We start from the raw sequence: 16,049 nt of genomic DNA, 5'->3' as shown, positions 1-16,049 counted from the left end.
TACTGACCGCCCTCATAAGAAAGCTCTTAAAATCAAGACACAACCTTCAGCCCGATCGCTGCCCCAAGTACCATAGTAATGAATACAATCCTTTTCCAGTCTCTTGATTCACCGAACAAGAGCATTCCTGCGATCGCTCCTCCCACTGTGCCAATTCCTGTCCAAATGGCATAAGCCGTTCCCATCGGTAATGTTTCCATAGCAAGAGCAAGAAAAGCAAAGCTTGCGCCAAACCCAGCCAGCATGAAGACGAACGACTGCCAGTTTTTATTTTTATGAAGACTGTTAATCATGATGACGCCCATCATTTCAAATACCCCGGCCAAGGTAAGATACAGCCAGCTCATGATACCTTCTCTCCTTCCTTTTCATCTGTTACGAGCTTTAGGCCAATCACCCCAGCCAGCAGCACGACAATCAGTACGAGCTTAATCCCTTTCACCGGCTCACCAAAAAAGAGGATCTCCGACAAAACGGTGCCTGCTGTACCCATTCCAACAAAAACGGCGTAGACGGTTCCAACGGGCAGCCTCTTGCCCGCCGCAATCAATAAATAAAAACTTATAAAAATAGCAGCCGCTGTGCCTGCCCATTCCCATAGATCATCTGCGTGTTTTAAGCCAATGACCCAACATACTTCAAACAATGCAGCAATAAATACTTTCATCCATTCTCTGTTCATTTCTATCTCCCTCCACTATTAAAAAACAAGAAAGCCCGGAAGATTACACAATCATATTGTCGTAATCTCCCGGGCTTTTATCCCTCCGTGTCACAGAAATCCTCTGTGTGCCTTCTCTCGGACCAGGCCGGATTGCTCCGCGGAACCCTAGAAAGCATAGGTTATTTAATTGAGTGAATATACGCTAACTTTAACAGTAATTAGCCTTATGGTCAATTCTGATGCAATAGAGACAACCTTTAAAGATACACTCATCTCTTTTGGAACAAGTGAATCAGAAGCTGATGGCCATACTGTCAAATTACTAGCAGGTATTCCGAATGGGTTGATTACGACAGAATATCAACACAACATGTCCATGCGTTCATTCAGCACGATCACTCACCAAAAAATTACACTGACGAAAAACCAGCCTGTCTATTTAGCGGCCTGGTCCGCTACAACAAAGAATAGCCTACGGTCCTTAAACAGTGAAAATGGTGAGCTTCCTGAAGGTCTAGAGGATAACGAGATCACTATATTGTACAAGGTTGAATGGACAGAAAAAACAAAACATTAAATAAAAACGAAACTTTTTTCACGGGACAAGCGTATGATTTGTTGAAAAAAGGAGGTTGTATGATGAATAACCACGAAATTGATTACAAAATTTATGGCGATGACATGCAGTTTGTGGAAGTTGAGCTTGATCCACAGGAAACGGTGATCGCCGAAGCAGGAAGCTTAATGATGATGGAAGATGGCATTCACATGGAAACAGTCTTTGGCGACGGTTCATCCAGCCAAGGCGGCGGATTAATGGGCAAGCTGTTGGGGGCAGGCAAACGCGTTCTGACGGGAGAAAGCTTGTTTATGACGATGTTCACGAATGAAGGCCACGGGAAAAAGCACGTTTCTTTCGCATCTCCTTACCCAGGCAAAATTATCCCGATGGATTTAAGTACACTGAACGGAAAGATTATTTGTCAAAAAGACGCTTTTCTAGCAGCTGCCAAAGGTGTATCTGTCGGAATTGAATTACAGCGAAAGCTCGGCGTCGGCTTTTTCGGCGGTGAAGGCTTTATTATGCAAAAGCTTGAAGGCGATGGGATGGCTTTCGTTCACGCCGGCGGCACGATCCATCAAAAAACATTATCCCCCGGCGAAGTGCTGCGGATCGATACAGGCTGTCTCGTCGCAATGACGAGTGATGTTGATTATAGTATCGAAGCGGTAAGTGGCATTAAAACAGCTCTGTTCGGCGGTGAAGGCTTATTCTTCGCGACACTGCGCGGGCCGGGAACCGTCTGGATTCAATCTCTTCCATTCAGCCGTCTCGCTAGTCGTGTCTTTGCGGCGATGCCTCAAAATGGCGGTACTAGAGAAGAAGGAGGAATCGGCAGACTATTTAATATGTTTAGTGACGATTAATCATAAACGAATGAAAATAAGCAGCATCACACCCATGACGCTGCTTTTTTCATCCGCTTATATTATTGCATACCGTTTTTTACCGCTTGAGCGACAGTAACTGTTCGCCTAGCTTGATGTTTCACCGCTTCTTGAACATCCTCTACCATCTTGCCTTCCTGATTCACTGAAACAGAGGTGCCATAAGGATTGCCGCCAGCCGCAAAAATCGCATCAGCTGTATATCCTGGCGCTGCCACAATCGCTCCCCAATGGTACATTGTTGTGTATAGCTGCAAAATGGTCTGTTCCTGACCGCCATGCGCATTTTGAGCAGATGTCATCGCGCTCACTACTTTATTAGCCAACTTACCTTGAAACCATAAACCGCCTGTTGTATCTAAAAACTGCTTTACCTGACCCGGGACATTCCCAAATCGTGTAGGCACACTAAAAATAATGGAATCCGCCCACTCCAAGTCCGCGTGAGTGACTTCCGGTACATTTTTTGTTTCTTCATAATGAGCTTTCCAGGCAGGGTTAGACTCAATGGCCGCTTGTGGAGCTGTTTCTGGAACCTTCAACACCTTTACTTCAGCACCTGCTTCTTTGGCCCCTTCTTCTGCCCACTTCGCCATTTGATAATTTGTTCCAGTTGAACTGTAATAAATAATAGCTGTTTTTACATTTGTCATCTCTTTTGTCTCCTTTTTATTTGAATTTCCAAAAAGCTTATTAAAAAATCCCATATTCATGCACCTACAGTCTTTCCTTCTCATTACCCAACTATGCGTGAATGATCACATTAAACATTCACTAAAAACACTTCGAACTTATCTTTTTTTTAAATATCTCTAAATTAATTATACTTAATTCGAGATAATCATAAAACAGCTGCTTATTCTTTGTCAACCGCTTTACTTTTCAACCTTTCTTTCCCTGCCAAAAAACAGAGGATGCTGACACGTTTATTTTGAGTCAGCATCCTCTGTTTTCACGAAGACCGATGGGCCTTGTCTACTTGCTGTGTACTTGTTCCGAAGCTCCGCCTTTTCGGCATAAGAAGAAATAAGCGGCAAACGCAGCTAAATGACAACTTACCATAATGATCCCCATCGGCAATGCCGTACTGCCGGCGCCAATACCGGCAAGCGGAGACGCCGCTGCACCAAAAATAAACGGCATTAATCCAAGCAAAGCTGATGCACTTCCTGCTGTTTTTCCTTTATCATTCATAGCGAGTGAAAAGCATGTAGTCGACACAACCCCTACACTGGATACCGCAAAAACTAACGGGACAAGAACAGCGATAAGCGGGGCGCCAACCGCAAGCATAACAAGCATGAAGCTGCTTCCTGACAGAGCGATAGAAAGCCCGATCTTCAATAAAGTAGATTCCTTTATTTTTCCGGCTAACCGGCCAGTAAGCTGAGTCGCGGTGACAATTCCTACTCCATTTACAGCAAAACATAAACTAAACGCTTGTGGAGACAATCCGAACAAGTCCTGCAGTACAAACGGTGATCCTGCTATATACGCAAACATCGCCGCCATGACAAACCCTTGCATTAGACAATAACCTAAGAACACTTTATCAGTCATCAATGTTTTAAACGTAAGCAGCGTACTTTTCACTCCACCTGTCGACTTTCGTTCGGCTAAAAGAGTTTCGGGCATACCAGCAAAAACAGCAATAAAGGCGGCTATCCCAATGAAAGCCAACACACCGAAAATACCGTGCCACGGCATAAAAGAAAGAAGCTGTCCACCAATAACCGGTGCGATGATCGGAGCCGACCCGCTCACCAGCATCGTCAAGGCAAAAAACTTCGTCAGCTCTGTGCCCGTGTATAAATCTCGAATGACAGCCCGCGAAATGACAATTCCGGCCGCTGCTGCTGCTCCTTGGATAAACCGCATAGCGATCAGTCCCCAAATAGACGGCATCACCATACAAAGAATAGAAGCGGCTGCAAAGATGGACAGTCCGATCATAAGGGGTTTTCTTCTTCCATTCGCATCACTTAAGGGACCTGCTATCACTTGACCAGAAGCAAGACCAATTAAAAAAGCTGTCAAACTAAGCTGAGCAACGGACGCTGAAGCCTGTAAATCATTGGCTAAAGCAGGTAAAGCAGGCAGATACATATCAACCGACAATGGACCGAACGCCGATAGTGAGCCAAGCAGAAGGATCATCCACAGCCGATTAGGCCGCTTCACCGCCTGCTCCTTTGGCAGTTGTTGCAATGCAGATTGTTTCAATCCCTTCCCCCCTGTTTTCTATAGCAGCAATGACACCATGTATTTTTTTCCATCATACATCATATCGGATTCATGAACCAGCGCGAGGATTGAACCGCTATTTTCTAAATTCTCTCAGGCTGATTACAAGCTTCAGAATATTGTATAATGATAGCGAAGAAATAAGGAAGTAGGGATAACAAGATGAAAACGATTGCGGATATCGCAAAGCTTGCAGGCGTAGCTAAAAGTACAGTGTCAAGGTACTTAAACGGCGGTTCGGTCAGTGAAAAAATGAAACACCGAATCGAAAGCATCATTGAAGAAACCGGCTATACACCGAATACTTTTGCCCAAAGCTTGAAAGCAAAGAAAACAAATATGATCGGCACCATCGTCCCGCGCCTTGATTCATACGAAACAGCCCAAACCTTGATCGGCATTGATCACGAGCTGCGTGAGTGGAATTGCCACATGCTCGTTTCTAATACAAATCAGAATATGGAACGTGAAATCGAAACCATTTATACGCTGGCCAAACAAAAAGTCTCCGGCATTATTTTGTTAGCGACACAAATTACTGATAGACACCTGCAAGCGTTCAATGAAATTAATGTTCCCGTTCTATTACTAGGACAGCAGCATGAAGATGTGTATAGTTTAGTCCATAGCGATGAAGAGGCCGGCTATGCGATCGGAAAATACATTATTGAACAAGGGCATCGGCGGCTCGCTTTTTTAGGCGTTAGTGAACATAACGCGGCAGTCGGTGCGAAACGGAAAGAAGGCTTTAAACGGGCAGCGAGAGAAGCGAACGGCTGCGAAGTCCACTTTTTTGAAACTGGTCCTACGATGCACGAAGCAGCAGAAGGCGCTTTAGCTGTTTTTGATGGTTTCTTCCCTTCCGCGCTCATTTGTGCCACAGACGATATTGCCATCGGCGCGGTAAAAGCTGCTTATAAAAAAGGCATGCACGTCCCTGCTAACATATCTGTCACTGGATTTGGCGGGTATGATATTACAGCTATGATGAATCCAGCGCTAACAACCGTCAAACTCCACTTTATTGAAGCGGGAAAAACAGCGGCTCAACATATAATAAAACTAGCAAATGGGCAGGAAATACCTAAACTCACTTATTCAGGATTTGAGATCATCGCAAGAGAAAGCGTGGACAAACGATTTGCTCCTGGCTGATTGCCGCCCTAAGTATCTACGTTACAAACATGCGGCAAAAGAAATAGTATACATTCTAGCAGAAAAGAATGGATACTCCTTTCAAACGAGTCAGGGGTTTGCTTTTTCTTATTTTCTGGAACCGGTTCCTTATTTTTTAAACAAAAAGGGGATTTTTACAACATTTTCGGGAACCGGTTCCGAATGGCGTTGTAATAAGGTTCCTTTGCTGTTAAACAACACTGCTTCAAACCTTTCTCCCCTTTCATAAAGGTTAGCAGATCAAAGAAGCCAGGGGAATGAAGATTACTTCGTTCACAAAATTCGACAAAGCGGGTTTTAGATTATTATTCCGAAATATCAATGCTATATCCTGATATCAATACACCCTATCCCTTTATGCATTTATATTCACCCTTTATGTATATTCTCAATAGTATCAATGCCTCTGTCATCGGGATTCCTATTACTTTTTCGCCTTCCTCCTGTTGATAATCTTGGAACACACGCACCATTTCCCCCAATCTCCGTTAAAATTCTCTCCATTTCACTCTCTAAATAAACGCAAAAACTGTTTGCATTTATTCAATATTCGACTCTTTTTTCACTTCATTTCCGTACAGATCAATGGCCTGTATAAACCAAAAAAGCCCTTGTCCACAAGCTGACTGTACACCAGTCGCGGACAAGGGCTTTCTAATAATTACTCGTATCATGATTCATCTGTTACTGAATGATGCGTTTCAGCCATTTCACTGTTTTATCACTTCGGTCTTTCTAAAGTAAACATTTCGCCGACCTTGGCATAATCATCTCCTGCTAATCTGCTAACAGCTTGCAGTTCGTTATGATTAATTCTTCCATTTTCATAAACGTTTTCTGCAAAATGAAATAACACAACTTTCCCAATTAAAAGATCAGTAGCTGGAGTCTCTTCTCCCCCCAGTTCCAACGCATGTTCGAGTACACACTCCATCCGAATGTTTGCTTCTTTGATGCCAGGCACAGAAATTTTCTCACTATCTACTGTCGTTAAACCCGCTAAGTCAATTTCACTTTTATCAGCCGGCAGTGCTGCGGCGGTTTCATTGATTTTTTCCACATTTGATTCGTCCACAATATGAACAACAAACTCTTTTAATCCAAGCGCATTACGCGCTGTATCTTTTTGTTTGTCCCCGTTTCTTTGAATCGCTAGAGAAATCATCGGCGGGTTGGCGGACACGACATTAAAATAGCTGAACGGAGCCCCATTGAGTATACCGCTCTCTGATTTCGTCGTCACAAAAGCGATCGGCCTCGGAACAACACTGCCAATCATCAGTTTATAATTATCTTTCACCCTATTTGTTGTTGGATCAATTGAAATCAACACGATCACCCCTATAAAATTTTAATCTCCTGTTGCTCTATTTACTGTTGACTCTCTCGCTGCGTCATACTTTATATTACACCTATAAGGGGGCTTAGATATGACAATGAAAATAAAAGAAGCAGCCGACCTAGCAGGTGTCAGCGTGCGTACGCTGCATCATTACGATGAAATTGGGCTATTGTGCCCGAGCCGAACAACGGAATCCGGTTACCGCCTTTATACCAACGAAGATCTTGAAATGCTGCAGCAAATCTTATTTTTTAAAGAGCTCGGCTTCCCTTTAAAGAAAATAAAAGAAATACTCAACGATCCTTTATTTGATCATATAGAAGCCTTGCAGCTGCACCGGAAAGCGCTTCTAGAAAAGCGCCGACGGCTTGATCAAATGATTGTTACCGTTGAGAAAACCATTCAACACAAAGAAGGAGAGGTTCACATGTCAAACAAAGAAAAATTTGAAGGCTTCGACTTTAGTCAAAACCCTTATGAACAAGAAGCGCGGGAACGCTGGGGCGATCAAGCCGTTGATCAATCTACCAGGAAACTGGCTAAAATGTCTAAACAGGAACAAAACGAATGGTCTGCAGATATGAATGCGATTTACGTAAGTCTTGCTGCCCTCCGTCATCACTCACCCGCCTCAGAAGAAGCACAATCAGCGATTAAAGAATGGTTCATCTTTTTAAATAAGATGGGTAATTATTCACTCGATGCCTTTAAAGGATTGGGGCAGATGTATGTTGATGATGAACGCTTCACAAAAAATATCGACCAATTTGGTGAAGGCCTGGCCACATTTATGCGAGATGCCATGGCGGTGTATGCGGATAACAATAAATAAAGAATGCGAAAAGCAGGGCGGCCGAGACCTCCCTGCTTTTCCGTTCTTCATTTGTGATCAAGGGTTGTTCCATTTGCAGTTCATACAGTCCACTTTCTGAAAATTATACAGAATTTTCAGTATTTTTTCAAACGAAAATTCATTTCTTCAATTTCCAAAACTAACATTTGCTATCACGCTTAAAAATTGATTAAATAGTAATGTGTGTTTAAAATCAAGGCTTCAATTGTTAGACAAAGCCTATTTTAACTACCTTCAGACAGGCGGGCGCTTTTTGATAGCCTGAAGACTCTTGTCTTGTGCAATAAGATTATGTTACTGATTATTGTTGACTTGGCTACTCTGTTGATTGAAGCGAAAATCAACAGGCTGGCTCTACACAACTTTGCAATAAAATCATTTTAATAAAGGCGGTAAGAACATTGATTACCACAAAACCATATAGAGTTTTATTATATTATCACTACGTTTCTATCGATCAGCCAGAGGAATATGCAGCACAGCATTTGGCATTCTGTAAAGAAATCGGAGTAAAAGGACGCATTTTAATTTCTTACGAAGGAATTAACGGCACCGTATCAGGAACGGTGGAACAAACCGAGAAATATATAGAGGAAATGAAAAAAGATCCCCGATTTGCTGAAATGGTGTATAAAATTGATGAATCGGATGGACATGCCTTTAAAAAGATGCACGTGCGTCCAAAGAAAGAACTCGTCACATTAAGATTAGAAGACGATGTGAATCCTCTAGAACTTACTGGAAAATACTTAGAACCGAAAGAGTTCTTTGAACAAATGCAGCAAGAAGATACTGTGATCCTCGATGCCCGCAATGATTATGAATATGATCTTGGTCATTTCAGAGGAGCCATCAAACCTGATATTAGAAACTTTAGAGAACTGCCGGACTGGGTCCGCCAAAACAAAGATCAACTGGAAGGCAAGAAAATTTTAACGTACTGTACAGGCGGCGTGCGCTGTGAAAAGTTCTCCGGCTGGCTCCGAAAAGAAGGCTTTGAAGACGTTGCTCAGCTTCACGGCGGAATCGTAACATACGGAAAAGACCCGGAAGTCCAAGGTGCATTATGGGATGGCCAATGCTACGTATTCGATGCGCGCATCAGCGTTCCGATCAACCAGAAAGAGCAGGTCATTGTCGGCCGCGATTATTTCTCGGGCGAGCCTTGCGAACGCTATGTCAACTGTGCGAATCCAGAATGTAACGACAAAATCTTAGCATCAGAAGAAAACGAACATAAATATTTACGCAGCTGTTCACACGAATGCCGCGTTCACCCTCGCAACAGATACGTCGCTGAACATGGCTTGACGGAAGAAGAATGGCAAGAAAGAGTAAAGCAGCTGAACGAACAACAATAAAGCCATCAAATGGATCATTTCTTATAAAGTAAAAAAACCGCTTTTTTTCGAAAAGGCGGTTTTTTTACTTCTCCTATAACGGACAAAGCGTGCTGCTGTTTCGCTTAATATCTTCTTCCCCGCAGTTCCTTTACGAGTAAAATAGCTGCCGCAATGATCACCATCATCGTAAAAATAATAGCTGTGGTCGAAATCGTAGAAATAAATACAATGAGACACGCGACTTGCAGTACCGCTATGTTTGTACCAATCACTACACCTTTTTTATTTCTTTTACGGCCGGCAATGAGAATGTGAAGAGTAATCAAATTACTGAAAAGAAAAGTGCCGACTGCCGTCATATAATCAACAGAAAAAATGCTCATCCCTTTTTGTATGCCATATAACGCGAATGTCGCAATTGGAACAGCTGCTAGATTCACAACGAGAAATGTCAGCGCCCAAATGAACCAAAACCAAGCTTTATTCATGATAAAAAACTCCTCTTTCCAATCTATCAAAATAAACTCTCCTTATTTATTTTGATACATTTACAGATAAGACTCAACAGCTTTATGCAAGAAAATCAACAGATGCCGTCAGACTGCCGTACGTTTCAGCCGCAGTGATCACATTTACAGTCGGGAGTGGGCGCTTTACGGTCGGATTTAAATTTTACAATTAAAAGCCCCTCTATCAACGTACCTTCCTTGACAAAATCTCTTTAGGAAAGAAGAATGGAAGAGAAACCATCCAGATAGGAGCGGCTAAAACATATGCGTGTGTTCGTTTATCTCATTGTTTTTTTCTCATTTTTTGATTTATTTACCCAAATGCCGATTATGAGTCCTTTCGCAGAGTCTCTCGGCGCCACGCCATTTTTAACAGGTCTTGCTGTCGGCATGTATTCTTTCTCCAACACAATCGGAAACATTATCTCAGGATTTCTTACCGATAAAAAGGGAGCCTTCCCGATTCTCTTAGCCGGACTGCTGTTAACAGGCAGTTCACTCTTGCTTTATCATTTAGCGGTGGATGCCTGGTCACTGCTTGCTATTCGCTTTTTACACGGTTTGCTGGCTGGATTAATTGTACCAGCGGCTTTTACTTATTTAGCCAACGCTGCAGCGGAAGGGGAAAAAGGAAAAGGTGCAGCCGTTTCAGGCGCTTTCGTCGGCCTAGCCGCCATTATTGGCCCCGCATTCAGCGGCATTGTAGCGAGCAGGACGAGCGAAACAACGGTTTTAACAGTAACTGCTATAGCACTGCTCCTACTAGGTGTATTTACACTATTTGTACTGCGTAAAAATGTGAAAGCTAATCCGAAGGAAGAACTAAAAGACGAAATGACCGTGCGGGACTTTTTCCAAAATGCAAACGTAGTAAAAGCATTTATTGGTGCCTTTCTCCTTATGTTTTCACAAGGGGTCCTCGCTTATATGCTGCCTCTGAAAGTGACCCACCTCGGCTATGACGCACAGACGAGCGGGCTTCTTTTGAGCGTATTTGGAGTGATGGCTATTCTCATTTTTCTTTTGCCGACCAACACGGTATTTGACCGAATCAAACCAATGTGGACATTAGCATTCGGCATGAGTGTGATGGGCATCAGCCTCCTAATCATCAGCCAGGTTGAAGCCGTCCATCTTCTCTATGTATGTATGGCACTGTACGGTGTCGGCTTCGCTTTTTTGTTTCCATCTCTTAATTCATTGCTAGTGGGGGCCGTAGCTCCTGCTCACCGAGGAAAAGCCTATGGCTATTTTTACTCCTTCTTCTCTCTAGGTGTGGTTGTCGGGTCCGGAATCACCGGCCTGCTTGCATTTACTGCCGCCGAAGGCTTTCTTTTTACAGGAATTTTATTAATTGCTGCGGCTTCCGGAAGTCTATTAAAAGAGCCACCGGTCATGAGGCAAAAACAATCTTAAAAAGGAAATGGGACTGCTCGAAGCGGTCCCATTTCCTTTTTAAGAAAGAATGAGCCGAACACCTGCGTTCGCTGCGGCTATGGCAAATTGGGCCAGCCCTGCTCCTGCCAACAGCCCTGTAACAATACGGAGCACATTATTGCTCATACGCACCTTCCATTTTTGTGTAAATCCGTCTACAAGAAGCGGAATGCAGGCTGCTATAGCGATGGCAAATGAGATCGGGAGCGGCCATAACGCCCCATAAATAGCCATCGGTATAGAGAGCAGCAAACCCAACAGTAAAAACATACAGCGGAAGCAAAGGGGAAACTGCTTTCCTTTTATGATCAGTGACCGCTCTGGTCTGCGATGACACGGCATAAATTGTAAAGTAATAAGGTCAATTAAAAAACTTTTCATCATGAGCAGTCCGGACCGCAGTCGCAGTCCCCATCCTTATCGCAATCGAATAATTTAAAATCCCACGCACTCGGCGGGCAATCGCAGCAGTCTGACAAAGCATCGTCCTTGCCTTTCTTTTTCCTTCTCCGATACCAGAAAACAGTAAAAATGAACAGTGCGATACCAAATAAAAGCCACCCAATCAAAAGCATTCTTTCACTGCCTGTTGGGTGAGCCATGAGCCCCATAATGCTGCCGACTAAACAAATAATCGTTACTAAAAAGCTTAAAAAAACCATCTCTTTCCCCCGTTGTCTTTCTATCTTACTCTCTCAATAAACTCTATCTTTTCCCTAAAAAAATCACAATCCATTTCATACAAAACTGTTCTTTTCAACTAGGCTTTATAAAACTCCCCTGTTTATTTCAGCTGCAGGTGCTCGCTTTCCGCTCCAATCAACAAAATAGTAAAGTCTTTAACATAGCCTTCAACTAAAAAAACAGCCCCAAATCTAGGACTGTTCACTGTTCATTTCATTGTTCGCCAATAATTTTTACTTCTAATTCAAGATCTACTCCGAACGTTTCTTTCACTTTCTTGCGTACCATATCAATCGTAGCAATGTAATCAGCGGCCGTCGCATTGTTTTTGTTAATGATAAATCCAGCATGCTTCGTTGATACTTCTGCTCCGCCGACGCCTTTTCCCTGCAAGCCGCTGTCTTGAATTAATTTCCCTGCAAAATAGCCTGGCGGCCGTTTAAATACACTGCCGACCGATGGGTACTCGAGCGGCTGTTTAGATTCCCGTTGAAACGTAAAGTCATCCATCTTCTCTCTAATGGACGCTTGATCGCCCGTTTGAAGTGCAAACACAGCTTCAAGTACAATATCTTTATTTTTGCCAATAATACTTGTGCGGTAGCCGAGTTCTAGTTCATCTTTCGTTAATGTCCGAAGTTCACCCTGTTGAGTCACAACCTTCACATGATCGATGACGTCCTTCACTTCGCCGCCGTATGCACCGGCATTCATCACCATAGCTCCGCCGATGGACCCCGGGATGCCGCAGGCAAATTCCAGACCAGCCAAACAATGTTCGTATGCCAATCGCGAAGCATCTTTAATATTCGCTCCGCCTTGAGCAATTAATTGGTTCCCTTCAATACGTAAATCCGCCAAACGTTTAAACTGCAGCACGATTCCGCGAATGCCGCCATCACGCACAATTACATTCGAGCCATTTCCAAGAAGGATAAATGGCAGATGATGCTTCTCCTTTAATCGAATCACTTCAGCCACTGCATCGTATGTTTCCGGTATCACTAAAAAATCTGCCTTGCCGCCAATTTTCACCAATGTATGATCTTTCAGCGGCTCATCACGAAGCACATTGTTCTCACCGCAAATACGAACCAATTCGTTATAAATTTCTTCATTCAGCATATGTTCATACCTCGTTATATTTATCGTAGTATTTGAAAAGTCCAGGGAGCAAATGCTCTTCCTCCCTCCATTCTAATCAAAAAAAACTATTTTGGAAAGAAAGACTCCTTAGTCATTTTCAATAAACTTCCTTTTTAAATGACTTTGTTAAACTCCCCCTGTTGATTTCCGCTTCAATCAACAAAGCAGCAAAGTCTCTTCCTTCCTATACAACAAGACAAAGAACGCTTTTCTTCTCGCGAATATTTATTATTAAACCTCTGCTTAGACTGGATATTTTAGCTGCTCACTTTTTCATACTTTTTTAGCATATGCTGTTTTCGTCCTCTTCGTACCCTTTATTGAAAACTTTTAAATGGTTTTAAATCTATACTCCCATCCTCTGTGAATAAAACACCTTCATCTTCTAACAACTTCCGCTGAAGCTTACGAGAATCGTTATCTGGAACGGCAATTTCTCCCTTGGCATTGACTACCCGATGCCAAGGGAGATCGTATTTTCGGCTCATAGAATGTAAAATCCGTACCACTTGCCGAGCCGCACGCGGACTGCCGGCCATTCGCGCAACTTGCCCATATGTTACTACATATCCTTCAGGAATTTCTTTTAAGATCCGTATAACTTCAGCGGTGAATGGCTTCAGTTCTCCTAAAGAGGGCTGATCATTATTCACCCAATCACCTCCCACTATTCTATTTCACTTTTTTAGGCCAGAAGCTATATTTGCCTAGTATGACAATTAACGCTGGAATAGCAAGAGGACGTACGATAAACGTATCAACGAGTATGCCAATCGCAACCGCAAAACCGAATATACGAAGCTCCATGACTGGCTGAGTAATTAAAACAGCGAATGTGGCCGCCAAGATGAGGCCGGCAGATGAAATGACACCGCCCGTTTTACTAACACCTTCCCGAACAGCCTCTTTAATCGGTAAACGTTCTTTCTCTTCCCGAATACGCGAGATTAACATGATTGAATAATCAACCCCAAGTGCGACTAAGAACACAAATGTATACAACGGGATGCGATAACTAATGCCCTGGTAACCAAGCAAATCTTGAAAAAAGAAGACACTAAATCCAAGTGCTGCACCGAACGATAATAGAATCGCTGCCATCATATAGACCGGTGCTAATAATGAACGTGTTTGGATCGCAAGCATGACAATGATCAATATCGTCACGAGAACAATTATACGGATTTCATCACCATGGCTGACGTTACGTACATCTGCTTGCTGTGCCGTTTCACCAGCGACGAGCAATTTGGCATCTTCAATTTCACTCACTTCTAATAGCTTGTCTGAGTCGGCCCGTATTCTTTCAATATCATCAAATGCCTTTTCTGTATATGGATTATTCTTCAGCACAAGGTTGATCTTCGCGACACTTTGATCGTTTTCCGCATATGGATGACCTTGGATTTCCGCTTTAGATACGCTATCTAGACGATTTAATTCATCTGCTACACGTTGAATCTGTTCCCTTGATAACTCCTTTTCCGCTTTCACAATAACAGTACTCGGGGCAATTTCCCCGGCGGAGAAGGCATCATTTAATGTATCATAGCCTTGAATGGACGACATCTCTTTAGGAAATGAGTCTAACAAGTTGAAAGAGTAATTCATATGTCTTGTCATAGAGGTGAAGAATACTAGTACAATCACGATTGGAATCAAGGAAATCCATGGTTTCTCTGTGACGAAGCGGCCAAGCTTATTCCAGAAACTCACTTTTCCTGCACGTTTGACCGCGCGTTTACGCGGATTAGATGGCCAGAATGATTTCTCCCCTGCAATCGCAAACAGGGCGGGCATTAACGTTAAGCCTGCAATAAACATGACGGCTATAGCAATAGCAAATACAGGCGCAAATCCGCGATAAGGCTCGTATACCGCAAAGAACAATGCCAGCATACTTAGAAACACCGTACCGCCGCTGAAAACGATCGGTTCTTTAACAAAGTTCACAGCGTTTATCATCGCCTCATTAACAGACAGGCCCTTTTCCAGCTCTTCGCGGAAACGAGAAAATAATAATAGTGAATAGTCGGTAATGACGGCAAATAGCAAAATCATCATGATAGATAATGACTGACTATCAAAGGCAAACCAATCATATTTACCCATCAACCCGAGTAAACGATCTACAACTAAATACGCAATGCCTGCGCCGATCAGCGGGATAAGTGCCAGCAGCGGTGAGCGGTAAATAGAGATCAGGATCACAAAGATTAATCCAACTGTTGCCAGGATTAACACAACATCCGCCCTAGAAAACATCTCATACGTATCCGCCGCAATTCCGGCAGGACCTGTGAAATAGGCATCCAAATGGGATGGGATGCTTTTTGCTGTTTCTTTTTTCAGCTCATCCATCATTGCTTTAATTGCTTTGTCCTCCATCCCTTTGGGAAACAATACTGGCAGAAAGAAAGTTGTTTTATCTTCTGAAAAGAAAGATGCGCGCCCCTGTTCCGGCATTTTAGATAAAGGAACGATGGTGAAATCTTCATCTGCTTCATTCATGACTTGTTCGATGTTCACCATTGCTGTTACAGCGTCTTTATCTTTTAAACCATCCTTATCATGCACAACGACAAACAGTGGAACACCTTCGGATGAAGGGAAATATTTTTTTAATGCTTTTTCTGCTTGGATAGAAGCAGCTGTTTCAGGTAATCCGGCATTTTTGCCAGGAGAGGTCTGCTCTTTTGCAGCTGGAGCAACACTAGAGAGTGCCCCTCCAACGATCAGCCAGCATAACAAAATAATCAGCCATCTCTTTTTCTCTTTTAAACTATTCATCGTCTTCACTTGCCTTCTTTAGTATCAATCATGAATGTAGTGATGACGAATATTCCGAAACTTATTAATAAGATCGTCCCGCCAGCGATGTAGAATATTAATGCAAACGTTTCATCGACATTAAACGGTTTTAGTCCATTGAACCACATACCAGCTGTTAAACCGATGGAACCGATAACGGCAGTCCACCCATGAGCTGCTACTAGTTTGGCAGATTTAATTTTATATACGCGGTAGAAAATCCCCCACGCAAAGATAGACAGCCACCCTACGACTAAAATGTGCGCATGGATTGGACGGAATTGATAGCTTCCGGAACCTGCCATATGTGAACCTAAGATCGCTCCTATCAAACCGAAGACTGCCGCTAGACGAATGAATCGTAAACTCCATTTTGTTTCCATCACATGAA

19 protein-coding genes and 1 riboswitch are annotated in these 16,049 nt (G+C 43.0%); of the genes, 6 read left to right on the top strand and 13 right to left on the bottom strand.

Translation table 11 applies throughout. The annotated features are described in order from the left end of the window. Positions 1-32: 32 nt before the first annotated feature. Positions 33-347: a DMT family transporter gene (locus tag QYG89_RS11270; RefSeq protein WP_404317297.1), complete on the bottom strand. Its 315-nt coding sequence runs from the start codon at positions 345-347 to the stop codon at positions 33-35. After that, complete coding sequence (locus tag QYG89_RS11265; RefSeq protein ID WP_404317294.1) at positions 344-682, bottom strand: DMT family transporter; 339 nt, start codon at positions 680-682, stop codon at positions 344-346. The genes QYG89_RS11270 and QYG89_RS11265 overlap by 4 nt, the downstream gene beginning before the upstream one ends. Positions 683-746: 64 nt before the next feature. Beyond that, a riboswitch (guanidine-I (ykkC/yxkD leader) is annotated at positions 747-844 on the bottom strand. A gap of 7 nt (positions 845-851) precedes the next feature. On the opposite strand from QYG89_RS11265, the gene QYG89_RS11260 reads away from it, so the two are divergent. After that, complete coding sequence (locus QYG89_RS11260) at positions 852-1,241, top strand: hypothetical protein (RefSeq protein ID WP_404317292.1); 390 nt, start codon at positions 852-854, stop codon at positions 1,239-1,241. 62 nt (positions 1,242-1,303) lie between these two features. Further along, on the top strand, positions 1,304-2,092 hold the full coding sequence (locus tag QYG89_RS11255) for a TIGR00266 family protein (RefSeq protein WP_404317290.1): 789 nt from the start codon (positions 1,304-1,306) through the stop codon (positions 2,090-2,092). Between the two features lie 62 nt (positions 2,093-2,154). Here QYG89_RS11255 and wrbA read toward each other — a convergent pair whose 3' ends face one another. Both wrbA and QYG89_RS11245 read right to left on the bottom strand, forming a co-directional pair. Then, complete coding sequence (wrbA, locus tag QYG89_RS11250) at positions 2,155-2,766, bottom strand: NAD(P)H:quinone oxidoreductase (RefSeq protein ID WP_404317288.1); 612 nt, start codon at positions 2,764-2,766, stop codon at positions 2,155-2,157. Positions 2,767-3,088: 322 nt separating this feature from the next. Beyond that, positions 3,089-4,270 carry a multidrug effflux MFS transporter gene (locus QYG89_RS11245; protein WP_404317485.1) on the bottom strand — a complete coding sequence of 394 codons (1,182 nt, stop codon included), beginning with the start codon at positions 4,268-4,270 and terminating at the stop codon, positions 3,089-3,091. Between the two features lie 249 nt (positions 4,271-4,519). Here QYG89_RS11245 and QYG89_RS11240 point away from each other — a divergent pair, with 249 nt between their 5' ends. Next, positions 4,520-5,512 (top strand): LacI family DNA-binding transcriptional regulator, encoded by a 993-nt coding sequence (locus QYG89_RS11240; protein WP_404317286.1) that lies wholly within the window; start codon positions 4,520-4,522, stop codon positions 5,510-5,512. 560 nt (positions 5,513-6,072) lie between these two features. On the opposite strand, the gene QYG89_RS11235 is transcribed toward QYG89_RS11240, so the two are convergent. Both QYG89_RS11235 and QYG89_RS11230 read right to left on the bottom strand, forming a co-directional pair. Beyond that, entirely contained in the window at positions 6,073-6,207 is a 135-nt protein-coding gene (locus QYG89_RS11235) for a hypothetical protein (protein ID WP_404317284.1), read from the bottom strand. A gap of 47 nt (positions 6,208-6,254) precedes the next feature. After that, entirely contained in the window at positions 6,255-6,863 is a 609-nt protein-coding gene (locus tag QYG89_RS11230) for a flavin reductase family protein (RefSeq protein WP_404317282.1), read from the bottom strand. A 100-nt stretch (positions 6,864-6,963) separates the two neighbouring features. Here QYG89_RS11230 and QYG89_RS11225 point away from each other — a divergent pair, with 100 nt between their 5' ends. Beyond that, positions 6,964-7,707, top strand: coding sequence for a MerR family transcriptional regulator (locus QYG89_RS11225; protein ID WP_404317280.1), 744 nt, complete (start codon positions 6,964-6,966; stop codon positions 7,705-7,707). A 422-nt stretch (positions 7,708-8,129) separates the two neighbouring features. Next, positions 8,130-9,089: an oxygen-dependent tRNA uridine(34) hydroxylase TrhO gene (trhO, locus tag QYG89_RS11220; RefSeq protein WP_404317278.1), complete on the top strand. Its 960-nt coding sequence runs from the start codon at positions 8,130-8,132 to the stop codon at positions 9,087-9,089. Positions 9,090-9,193: 104 nt separating this feature from the next. Here the strand turns inward: trhO and QYG89_RS11215 are convergent, their stop codons facing one another. Further along, a complete protein-coding gene (locus tag QYG89_RS11215) occupies positions 9,194-9,559 on the bottom strand; it encodes a hypothetical protein (RefSeq protein WP_404317276.1) in 366 nt (121 codons plus the stop codon). A gap of 285 nt (positions 9,560-9,844) precedes the next feature. On the opposite strand from QYG89_RS11215, the gene QYG89_RS11210 reads away from it, so the two are divergent. Beyond that, on the top strand, positions 9,845-10,996 hold the full coding sequence (locus QYG89_RS11210) for an MFS transporter (RefSeq protein ID WP_404317274.1): 1,152 nt from the start codon (positions 9,845-9,847) through the stop codon (positions 10,994-10,996). Between the two features lie 39 nt (positions 10,997-11,035). On the opposite strand, the gene QYG89_RS11205 is transcribed toward QYG89_RS11210, so the two are convergent. The 6 genes from QYG89_RS11205 to QYG89_RS11180 form a co-directional block, all read right to left on the bottom strand. After that, positions 11,036-11,401 (bottom strand): DUF2085 domain-containing protein, encoded by a 366-nt coding sequence (locus QYG89_RS11205; protein ID WP_404317272.1) that lies wholly within the window; start codon positions 11,399-11,401, stop codon positions 11,036-11,038. Next, positions 11,398-11,679 carry a hypothetical protein gene (locus QYG89_RS11200; protein ID WP_404317270.1) on the bottom strand — a complete coding sequence of 94 codons (282 nt, stop codon included), beginning with the start codon at positions 11,677-11,679 and terminating at the stop codon, positions 11,398-11,400. Before QYG89_RS11200 ends, QYG89_RS11205 begins: the two co-directional genes overlap by 4 nt. A 235-nt stretch (positions 11,680-11,914) precedes the next feature. After that, complete coding sequence (gene murB / locus QYG89_RS11195; RefSeq protein ID WP_404317268.1) at positions 11,915-12,826, bottom strand: UDP-N-acetylmuramate dehydrogenase; 912 nt, start codon at positions 12,824-12,826, stop codon at positions 11,915-11,917. A 338-nt stretch (positions 12,827-13,164) separates the two neighbouring features. Next, the gene (locus QYG89_RS11190; protein ID WP_404317483.1) at positions 13,165-13,470 is read right to left on the bottom strand and encodes an MGMT family protein; all 306 of its coding nucleotides are present in this window, start codon (positions 13,468-13,470) and stop codon (positions 13,165-13,167) included. 49 nt (positions 13,471-13,519) lie between these two features. Continuing rightward, positions 13,520-15,637 (bottom strand): MMPL family transporter, encoded by a 2,118-nt coding sequence (locus QYG89_RS11185; protein ID WP_404317266.1) that lies wholly within the window; start codon positions 15,635-15,637, stop codon positions 13,520-13,522. Between the two features lie 5 nt (positions 15,638-15,642). Next, positions 15,643-16,041 carry a hypothetical protein gene (locus QYG89_RS11180; protein WP_404317264.1) on the bottom strand — a complete coding sequence of 133 codons (399 nt, stop codon included), beginning with the start codon at positions 16,039-16,041 and terminating at the stop codon, positions 15,643-15,645. Positions 16,042-16,049: the final 8 nt, after the last annotated feature.

The organism is Bacillus lumedeiriae, assembly GCF_044891285.1.
Lineage (GTDB): Bacteria > Bacillota > Bacilli > Bacillales > Domibacillaceae > Pseudobacillus > Pseudobacillus lumedeiriae.
The sequence above is the reverse complement of the archived record's forward strand: the minus strand, read 5'-3'. Positions and strand labels throughout refer to the sequence as shown.

What these genes read in the sequence shown, in the direction of transcription:
- QYG89_RS11270 (WP_404317297.1), bottom strand. Translation starts at nt 347, where the DNA reads ATGAGCTGGCTGTATCTTACCTTGGCCGGGGTATTTGAAATGATGGGC.
- QYG89_RS11265 (WP_404317294.1), bottom strand. Translation starts at nt 682, where the DNA reads ATGAACAGAGAATGGATGAAAGTATTTATTGCTGCATTGTTTGAAGTA.
- QYG89_RS11255 (WP_404317290.1), top strand. Translation starts at nt 1,304, where the DNA reads ATGAATAACCACGAAATTGATTACAAAATTTATGGCGATGACATGCAG.
- wrbA (WP_404317288.1), bottom strand. Translation starts at nt 2,766, where the DNA reads ATGACAAATGTAAAAACAGCTATTATTTATTACAGTTCAACTGGAACA.
- QYG89_RS11245 (WP_404317485.1), bottom strand. Translation starts at nt 4,270, where the DNA reads ATGATCCTTCTGCTTGGCTCACTATCGGCGTTCGGTCCATTGTCGGTT.
- QYG89_RS11240 (WP_404317286.1), top strand. Translation starts at nt 4,520, where the DNA reads ATGAAAACGATTGCGGATATCGCAAAGCTTGCAGGCGTAGCTAAAAGT.
- QYG89_RS11235 (WP_404317284.1), bottom strand. Translation starts at nt 6,207, where the DNA reads ATGATACGAGTAATTATTAGAAAGCCCTTGTCCGCGACTGGTGTACAG.
- QYG89_RS11225 (WP_404317280.1), top strand. Translation starts at nt 6,964, where the DNA reads ATGACAATGAAAATAAAAGAAGCAGCCGACCTAGCAGGTGTCAGCGTG.
- QYG89_RS11215 (WP_404317276.1), bottom strand. Translation starts at nt 9,559, where the DNA reads ATGAATAAAGCTTGGTTTTGGTTCATTTGGGCGCTGACATTTCTCGTT.
- QYG89_RS11210 (WP_404317274.1), top strand. Translation starts at nt 9,845, where the DNA reads ATGCGTGTGTTCGTTTATCTCATTGTTTTTTTCTCATTTTTTGATTTA.
- QYG89_RS11205 (WP_404317272.1), bottom strand. Translation starts at nt 11,401, where the DNA reads ATGATGAAAAGTTTTTTAATTGACCTTATTACTTTACAATTTATGCCG.
- QYG89_RS11200 (WP_404317270.1), bottom strand. Translation starts at nt 11,679, where the DNA reads ATGGTTTTTTTAAGCTTTTTAGTAACGATTATTTGTTTAGTCGGCAGC.
- murB (WP_404317268.1), bottom strand. Translation starts at nt 12,826, where the DNA reads ATGCTGAATGAAGAAATTTATAACGAATTGGTTCGTATTTGCGGTGAG.
- QYG89_RS11185 (WP_404317266.1), bottom strand. Translation starts at nt 15,637, where the DNA reads ATGAATAGTTTAAAAGAGAAAAAGAGATGGCTGATTATTTTGTTATGC.
- QYG89_RS11180 (WP_404317264.1), bottom strand. Translation starts at nt 16,041, where the DNA reads ATGGAAACAAAATGGAGTTTACGATTCATTCGTCTAGCGGCAGTCTTC.